The organism is Oscillatoria sp. HE19RPO (assembly GCF_024220515.1).
In the GTDB taxonomy this organism is placed as follows: Bacteria; Cyanobacteriota; Cyanobacteriia; order Cyanobacteriales; family Laspinemataceae; genus Laspinema.
On the sequence record NZ_JAMXOT010000407.1, the window covers coordinates 1 to 7,963 of the forward strand.

Here is a 7,963-nt window from a genome sequence, read left to right on the forward strand (position 1 = left end):
CAAAAAATAAAACCTTCAAAAAACCCGCAGGCTCAAGCCTGGGGCTACACGGACAAAGCCCGCCTGCGCGGGCTAAAAGAGCCTTGTTAGGTGCGATCGCATCAAAGCAAGGATGATTTATTTGTTGGAATCCCCTTACTACAAACGAAGAGAACGACTGAAGTCGTTACTACAAACGAAGAGAACGACTGAAGTCGGGACGTTGAACATCTCCCCCATCTCCCCCATCCTCCCCATCCTCCCCATCTCCCCCATCCCTCGATTACCGGAATAGGAACTCGGCGAGTTGTAAAACCAGCGAGGAACCGAATGGTTGAGAATTGCCCAATTCGGGGTTAAATAATTTAAGCTCTGTCGCGATTTGTGAAGATTTGTGTCTGACCTAAAAAAACCCGCTCGTTCTCTAGCTGGAATTGCCGGTCTTGTGGCGATCGCCACCTTGATCAGTAAAGTCTTTGGTTTAGTGCGTCAACAGGCGATCGCCGCTGCTTTTGGAGTCGGTCCCGCCTTTGATGCCTATAACTATGCTTATGTGATCCCCGGTTTTTTGCTGATTTTACTCGGGGGCATCAATGGACCCTTCCATAGCGCGATCGTCAGCGTCCTGGCTAAACGCAAACCGGAAGAAGCAGCCCCCCTCGTCGAAACCATCACCACCCTCGTAGGCGGATTGCTGCTGATTGTCGCCGGAGTTTTAGTTTTGTTTGCTGAACCCCTCATGGGTTTAGTCGCCCCAGGTTTGAACATTTCAGCGGCAGAAGCAGCAGCCCAGGGCCTTTCTACCCCAGAATTTGAAACCCTGCAACTGACCCATGCGATCGCCATCCAACAATTCCGAATCATGGCCCCCCTCGCCGTCCTCGCCGGATTAATTGGCATTGGATTCGGGACCCTCAATGCTGCTGACCACTATTGGATTCCCTCCATCAGTCCCCTCTTTTCCAGTGTGGCACTCATCGGTGCCTTAGCCATCTTCATCCTCCAAACAGGCAAAGATATTGGCCTTCCTGAATATGCTATGACGGGTGGGATGGTATTAGCTTGGGGAACCCTTGCCGGGGCGATTCTCCAGTGGGTGGTGCAAGTGGTGACCCAGTGGCGCAGTGGGTTAGGCACCCTGCGTCTGCGGTTTGAGTTTAATCGTCCGGGGGTCAAAGACGTGATGAAGGTTATGGGACCGGCCACTTTATCCTCTGGGATGCTGCAAATTAATGTCTATACGGACTTGTTTTTCGCGTCTTACATTCCCCAAGCTGCTGCTGCTTTGGGTTATGCCGGACTGCTGGTGCAGACGCCCTTGGGGATTGTTTCTAATATGCTGTTAGTGCCGCTGTTGCCGGTGTTTTCCCGATTAGCTGACCCCAATGATTGGCCGCAATTGAAACAGCGGATTCGCCAGGGGTTGATGCTGACGGGGCTAACAATGTTACCTTTGGGCGCATTTACTATTGCTTTGTCGGTGGCGATCGTGCGAGTCATTTATGAACGGGGCGCTTTTGACAAAGCGGCTTCAGCATTTGTGGCCCCGATGCTGATGGCTTATGGGATTGGGATGTTTGTCTATTTGGGACGGGATGTGCTGGTCCGGGTGTTTTATGCCTTGGGAGATGGGGAAACCCCGTTTCGGGTGAGTATTGTGAATATTTTTCTGAATGCGGTCCTGGACTTCTTTATGGTGAGAGCATTTGGGGCACCGGGTTTGGTCCTGGCAACGGTGGGGGTGAATATTATTTCGATGTTGGCGCTGTTGATTTTGCTCGATCGCAAGCTGAATGGATTGCCCTTAGCGGAGTGGAGTAAACCGATCGCCTTATTAACCGGGGCAAGTGCGGTAGCCGGTGTGGTCGGTTGGGTGATTCTCCAAGGTTGCGATCGTTTGTTTGAAGGCACGGGATTGTTGATTTATCTGGTGGAATTGGGTCTGTCTAGTTTGGGTGGATTCTTGGTATTTGCGGCGATCGTCACGCAAATTGAATTACCCGAAGTAGATATATTTATGCAGCGCATCCGTCAACGCTTTGGGCGATAAACCGTAGCTGAAGCCAGGATTTTGATTGCATTAATAGCCCGCTCAAGCGGGCTATTTTCATGGGGAACAATTCCACAGGAGACATCGGGTTTAATAAACTTCTTCCAAAATTCTACAAAGCCCCCCTTTTTAAGGGGGGTTGGGGGGATCTATCCGGTATTTTGCAAGAAGTCTAATATAGATTCTGTTCCGCTTGTTGGAAATAAAAGGCGATCGTTCCGCCTAAAAATATCACCCCGGTAAAAATTAAAATTGTCCCGATCGCACTCGCTTGTCCCAATCCAACTTGAATCATCTGCCAGTTAATCAAGAAAAATAGCCAGATAATTTGCACCTTCATCCATCCAAACAGTTCGCGCACCAGTCCTAACAGGCGGTCCCCTTGGTCCTCGGGTATCGGGAACGGACTCTCTAACAGTTGCGGCAATAACGGGGAGAGGGTTAAAACCAGGTAAATACAAGTTCCCATGCTGGGTAAGAGCCAAAGAATCGGTTTGGAACCCCAGTTATCCGGTTGTCCGGTGATGCCAAAATGGATGGGGATAGTCTCGGGAAGGGTTCCCCAGGATTGGAGAATCGCCAGAAAAGTACAGAGAATCCCGGCTAAAGCGGCAATTTCCAAAGCCAGTTCCAAGGGCGATCGCACGATTGCTCCTAATAGACTTTCCGTGTTTTTGTTTCTATTCATAAGCATTTTTAAGCCAAGGTGATAACTATTATTTTCTATCTTAGCGAATTACCTCGGAACCGGCTAACCTCTTCCTGGGTCAATGGGTCACCCTGTTTGCATCGGCTTACCCTAGAGAAGAGATTCTGCCAATTCCTCTCAATGCTAACCGCTCTCAACTTTTTATTTGTACGGAAATCTCCATATCCCCGTCACCCTTTCCTCAGACCTGCTCATTGCACTTGATTGTTCAAATTTAAAGTAACAATATTGACAAAGTTACCGGGATTTTGTATTAAAAACAACAAACTTGTTCCTTTGAAATTTCTCCGGCAGACCGGCCCGTCTAAATCATTAGGACAATAGAATTGACATCAGTGGGAGCATCTTGCCACCGACTGCTGAAAGCTCACCAGATGCTCCCCTTCCCCAAAATTTGTCCCAGACCTAGGAGAAGCGCTATAACTGCTCTTATCAAGAGTTCCTAACCCTAAAAAAAGGCCAATCTTACTCAAAAAAGGAAGGAGACAGGTACGATTAGGGCATCAGGTCACAATCCAGCTCACAATCTAACCCCCATAAAACAAGTCCATGTTAGATAACCTCGATCTCAAACTTTCCCTGGATAAAAAGACGTATCACGAACAGATAGAAGCCTTGATGCAGCAAATCCGACAGCTACAACAAGCCTGTTGGGAAAAAAAACTAACCTCTATCTTCGTGTTAGAAGGTTGGACGGCTGCCGGAAAAGGGTCTCTGGTCAAAAAAATGGTGGGTTATATGGACCCCCGGGGATTTCAAGTTCATCCCATCTGGCCCCCCAATGAAGAAGCACGGCAATACCCTTTTTTGTGGCGGTTTTGGCAGAAACTGCCAGCGCGGGGCAGTATGGGAATTTTTTATCACAGTTGGTACATTCGGATGTTAGAAGATCGGTTATTGGGACGGCTGACGGATGCCGAAGTCCCCACCGTGATTCGACAAATCAATGCCTTTGAGCGGCAGATGGTGGATGATGGCGTGGCGATCGCCAAATTCTGGATTCACATCAGCGAAAAAGAACTGAAGCGACGGCTGAAAAAATCCGCAGCAGACCCCCTCACCGCTTGGCGAGTCCGTCCCGAAGACTGGCAGCAAGCGAAAAAATACGATACCTATAGCGCCTTAGCGGAAGACATGGTGATTCAAACCAGTACCGGGCCCGCGCCCTGGACCCTTGTGGAAGGAGACAATCAGCGGTGGGCGCGGGTGAAAGTGCTGGCAAAAATGGCAACCACTCTCACCGAAGCCCTCGATCGCCTCCACTATCAGCTTCCCGTGCCAAGTTTACCCCCCCAAGAACAACTCCAACCCACGGAACCCGATTTTCTCTCCCAAATCGATCTGAGTGTGAGCTTAGATAGACAGGACTATAAAAAACAACTGCGTAAAGAACAAGTTGAACTCACGAAACTGCAACTTGAGATTCACGCACAAGAAATCCCCATTCTCGTGCTGTTTGAAGGATGGGACGCTGCTGGAAAAGGGGGAGCAATCAAACGGTTGACCGACGTTCTCGACCCCCGCAGTTATGCCGTGAATGCCTTCGCTGCACCGAGTACGGAAGAATTAGCCCATCATTATCTCTGGCGGTTCTGGCGACGATTACCGCCCCCTGGAACGATTGGCATTTTCGATCGCAGTTGGTATGGTCGAGTATTAGTCGAACGCATCGAAGGATTCGCCAGCGAACCAGAATGGCGCAGAGCTTATCGAGAAATTAATGAGTTTGAAGAACAACTCACCAGTGCCGGGTATGCCGTGGTCAAATTCTGGCTGCATATTAGCCCGGAAGAACAACTCAACCGCTTCGACGAACGCAGCAACAATCAGTTTAAGGAACATAAGCTCACCGATGAAGACTGGCGGAATCGGGAGCAGTGGCCGCTCTATAATGTGGCAGTGAATCAGATGATTCAGCGGACCAGTACCCCATCAGCCCCTTGGACCGTGATCCCGGGGAATGATAAATATTATGCCCGAGTCAAGGTAATCCAAACCGTGATTCAGGCGATCGAGACGGAAATCAAACATCGCAAATAATTCGAGCCAATGCCGGTCCCTCCTCCCATTCGCCAGGAGGGGGGCTGTTTCATTGGGAGGGGAATCAGCCCCAAAATTCCCCTCCCTTGGAGGGGTGCCCCGCAGGGGCGGGGTGGTAAATTCTAGCTAGTGTCCAGGTATTTATCCAGGCTTCTTTACTCAAAAGTATATGTCTGTTTCAAATCAAGACACCACCCCGTCCCTTCGGGACACCCCTCCAAGGGAGGGGAATATACCTGTATCCTCCGCCAGATAAAGCGATTGAACGATGCAAAAATTAATTGGGCCTGTAGAATAACACAGCCCTAGTTCGCCAGGAAGGGGGACCGGAATTAGAGCAGACGGGGCTTAATAGAGGGTGCCTAGGGTCATTTGCGGTGAAAAAGTGGCCATGTTGGAGGCGATCGCTGCCCGATACTGCTGCATCGCTCCTTCTACATCATTCAAACTGCGACATTCTCCACCCTCGTAAGTCGCGTCTGAAAAGTTAGCATCCCGCAGATCCGCATCCGTAAAATCCGTCCGGGTCAAATTCGTAGAATTTAACCGCGCTTGATTTAACAACGCTGAACTCAAATCCGCCCCGGTTAAATTCGCCCCCGTGAAATTCACCCCCCGTAGCTGGGCATCGGTAAAATTAGTAAACCTCAGATTCGCCCCGGAAAGATTGGCCCCACTGAGCTTGGCCTCACTCAAATTTACCCCATCGAGATCAACCCCAGTCAAATCGACCCCATTCAAAAAAGCGCCACTGAGATTTACCCCCGTCAATTGCACCCGATCCAGGATGGCACCGCTCAACCGCGCACCACTGAGATTGGCCCATTTCAAATTGGCCCCAGTCAGGTTTGCACCGCGCAGGTTAACCCCTTGGAGATTAGCCCCACATAAATTTGCTTCTCGCAAATCTGCCCCTCGGAGATTGGCACTGCTGAGATTGGCTCCACTCAATTTGGCCTGATTCAACTGGGCCTTGACCAGAAAGGAACCCTGGAGATCCGCCTTCGTCAGATTCGCCTCGGTTAATCGGGCGTCACTGAGTTTGGCAAAATTAAGATTAGATCGATTCAGGGCAGCGCGCGTTAGATTGGATTTAGTTAAAAACGAGCGAGCGAAATTCACGCCTTCGAGATAGGCACCCGTGAGGTTAACCCCAATCAGGGTCACCCCCACCAATTGAGCTCCACGCAAGTCTAAACCCGAAAAGTCTCTAATTCCCTGTTCGTAAAGGGTCAGCCAATGATTAATAGTCATAGGGGTGCTATTTGTATCAACCCAGCACTTTGGAGGAACTGAGGATTTCAATTTTAATTGCTCAACTTCTATCAAGTATGGCGCGGGATCGAAGGATCAACCGAGGATTTTTTATTAATCTTTGTAACACTTGAAGGTATCGAGTGGATTACGCTTCATGAGTTTATAGAAAACAATGAACAAAGTCGGTTAACTGCCCAGGACCGACCTTCGAGGGGCCTGATGCTCTGCCTCAGCGGGTAGAACTGGCATCCGGGAGTCGGCTTTCTTGTGGGTCTAAATTCGATCTTACTGCGGTTGAGGTTCTGAAAAATTTAAGAAACGCATAGATTTGTCAACATAAATGTAACCAACGAGAATAACTCCGAATAAATACTTAAATTTCCCCGAGTTTCCCCAGAGTTTCCCCAGAGTTCATTGTTTTTACTGAACTACAGCCGTAGGAGCATACAGAAGATGATTCGATCGCCCTTGAATACTCCACCCGGTACTCATTGGCCTGCAAAAACCCGCACCCTCAAGGGTGGGGCTATACGGACGAAGCCTGCCTACGCAGGCTCATGGAGAAAACTAACTTTTAACACCCGGATTTGGTATCACTTGCACCTTGAGGACGTCCCGCAATGTTTCTAGTCATAACCCAGCTTCTTTTGTGGGTGATTGTCGCCCTCCTCATCTGGTATGTCCTCCTCCAGCTTATTCCTCGGGAATACCTAACCTGGCTCGGGGGCGCAATCCTCTTAAGTATTATTGTCTTAGCGTTTTTCTTTCCCACGGAACAGGGGGTTGCCACCCTGTGGTACATCCTCTCGTTTCCCCTGCGACCCTTAGGATTATGCATCGTTCTATTATGCGCGGCCACCCGGAAGTTGCTACTAAATCGACTGTATCTAGTTGGTGCCGCCCTCGCTGTCTTGGTTCTCTGTAGCGTGCCTTGGCTGGCGCAAAACTATCAGTATTGGCTGATTCGCTCTAATTTTCCCATCGCCTCAGTTTGTCCAGCCCAGGGAAACCCTAATCTCGTCCCCGTTGTCGGTCGTCCCGAAGGCATTGTCCTCTTATCCTCGGGCATTTCCCAGCCCTCTTTGCCCTATCAGCCCGAATTGATAGAAGCAAGTATGAGCGATCTGATCGTCACCACCGTTCGTCAGTACCAACTCCAACAACAGGTGGGCCATTCCCCTCGGGTCATTATCGCCGCCCGACCCCAACCCTTTCCCTGGCAAGGGGTGAGCGCGCCTTGGTATTCGGTCAACTCCACAGATATCCTCGAAGCGGACATCATTAGAAGCCTCTTGATCGCCCAAGGCGTGTCTCCTACTCATATTTTTGTTTTAAATAAAGTGGAAAATATCCGGCAAAGTGCTGAAGCGGTTCAAGAACTCATCCCTCGACGGGCTAACCGCAACCCTCGGCTGATCGTCGTCGCCTCGGTTTTGCACTTACCCAGGGCCAGCCTAGCCTTTCAACGCCTGGATCTGGATGTCATCCCGCGATCGCCCAGTTTGTATCCCGAAATCTGCGCCTTAGACCAAGTTCGCACCAGCATTTATGACCTCATCCCCAATGCCACCAGCTTGGCCCTCACCAGCCGAGTCGTCGAGGAATTCTACACCTTGATGTACTATTTCCTACGCGGTTGGGTCGAACCCTGTGCTCGCTGCTTGTCTAACTAAATGGGTCATTTGTCTTATGTCTTATGTCTTATGTCCTTGGTTGATGGGGGAGATGGGGAGGATGGGGGAGATGTTCGTAGTAACGACTTCAGTCGTTACCGCGTGACTTGGCGGATGCCAAGTTACGCCCCTTATGAGGCAAAGCACCCAGTCCTCAAGGGAACTCCAAAAAATAAAACTTCCAAAACGTTCGTAGTAGCCCCGTCAATGTAGGGGCGCAATGCTTGCGCCCTTGGGGCGCAAGCATTGCGCCCC

Annotated in this window: 5 protein-coding genes; 3 read left to right on the forward strand and 2 right to left on the reverse strand. The window is 50.1% G+C overall.

Translation table 11 applies throughout. The features are described 5' to 3' along the window. Positions 1-373 precede the first annotated feature (373 nt). Positions 374-2,029, forward strand: a complete 1,656-nt coding sequence (gene murJ / locus NG833_RS28020; RefSeq protein WP_254568554.1) for a murein biosynthesis integral membrane protein MurJ — start codon at positions 374-376, stop codon at positions 2,027-2,029. Positions 2,030-2,201: 172 nt separating this feature from the next. On the opposite strand, the gene NG833_RS28025 is transcribed toward murJ, so the two are convergent. Continuing rightward, positions 2,202-2,717 carry a DUF1648 domain-containing protein gene (locus NG833_RS28025; RefSeq protein ID WP_254568555.1) on the reverse strand — a complete coding sequence of 172 codons (516 nt, stop codon included), beginning with the start codon at positions 2,715-2,717 and terminating at the stop codon, positions 2,202-2,204. Between the two features lie 570 nt (positions 2,718-3,287). Between NG833_RS28025 and pap the strand changes: the two genes are divergently transcribed. After that, on the forward strand, positions 3,288-4,778 hold the full coding sequence (gene pap, locus NG833_RS28030) for a polyphosphate:AMP phosphotransferase (protein ID WP_254568556.1): 1,491 nt from the start codon (positions 3,288-3,290) through the stop codon (positions 4,776-4,778). 348 nt (positions 4,779-5,126) lie between these two features. Here pap and NG833_RS28035 read toward each other — a convergent pair whose 3' ends face one another. Next, positions 5,127-6,032 carry a pentapeptide repeat-containing protein gene (locus NG833_RS28035; protein WP_254568557.1) on the reverse strand — a complete coding sequence of 302 codons (906 nt, stop codon included), beginning with the start codon at positions 6,030-6,032 and terminating at the stop codon, positions 5,127-5,129. A gap of 623 nt (positions 6,033-6,655) precedes the next feature. Here NG833_RS28035 and NG833_RS28040 point away from each other — a divergent pair. Continuing rightward, positions 6,656-7,708 carry a YdcF family protein gene (locus tag NG833_RS28040; protein WP_254568558.1) on the forward strand — a complete coding sequence of 351 codons (1,053 nt, stop codon included), beginning with the start codon at positions 6,656-6,658 and terminating at the stop codon, positions 7,706-7,708. The last annotated feature ends 255 nt before the right edge of the window (positions 7,709-7,963 follow it).